Origin of the sequence: Pseudomonas sp. SIMBA_041 (assembly GCF_046535095.1) — a bacterium.
Lineage (GTDB): Bacteria > Pseudomonadota > Gammaproteobacteria > Pseudomonadales > Pseudomonadaceae > Aquipseudomonas > Aquipseudomonas mucoides.
The window spans coordinates 1-289 of sequence record NZ_JAWRXJ010000174.1; the positions used below are offsets into that span (position 1 = coordinate 1).

The 289-nt window shown below is 56.7% G+C and carries 1 protein-coding gene; it reads right to left on the bottom strand.

Features of this window, described 5'->3' with window-relative positions; all coding sequences use genetic code 11:
* On the bottom strand, window positions 1-289 hold a 289-nt coding region (locus tag SB725_RS30725), incomplete at both ends, for a helix-turn-helix domain-containing protein (protein WP_410923138.1).

Here is a 289-nt window from a genome sequence, read left to right on the forward strand (position 1 = left end):
TTGGTTGGTGTCAGCCAATCCGAGGGCTTCAATCTCGGCCAGCGAGGCGAGGAGGACTTCCCTAGGCGTGCGATTGCTGTCCCGAGAAACGGTCAATGCAATCAAGGCGGTCAGCTCAAGATCAAGCGCAGCAGCCAATTTTTGGCTCACATCCAACGTCACTGAATGCTTACCGCTCTCCACCTTGCTGATGGTCGTTTGATCCAGGCTGGAAGCCATGGAGCGCTGCGTGTTGCCTTTGCTTTGGCGCAGCATTTGGAGCACTGCCGCAAAGGATTGGCGGAGCGAC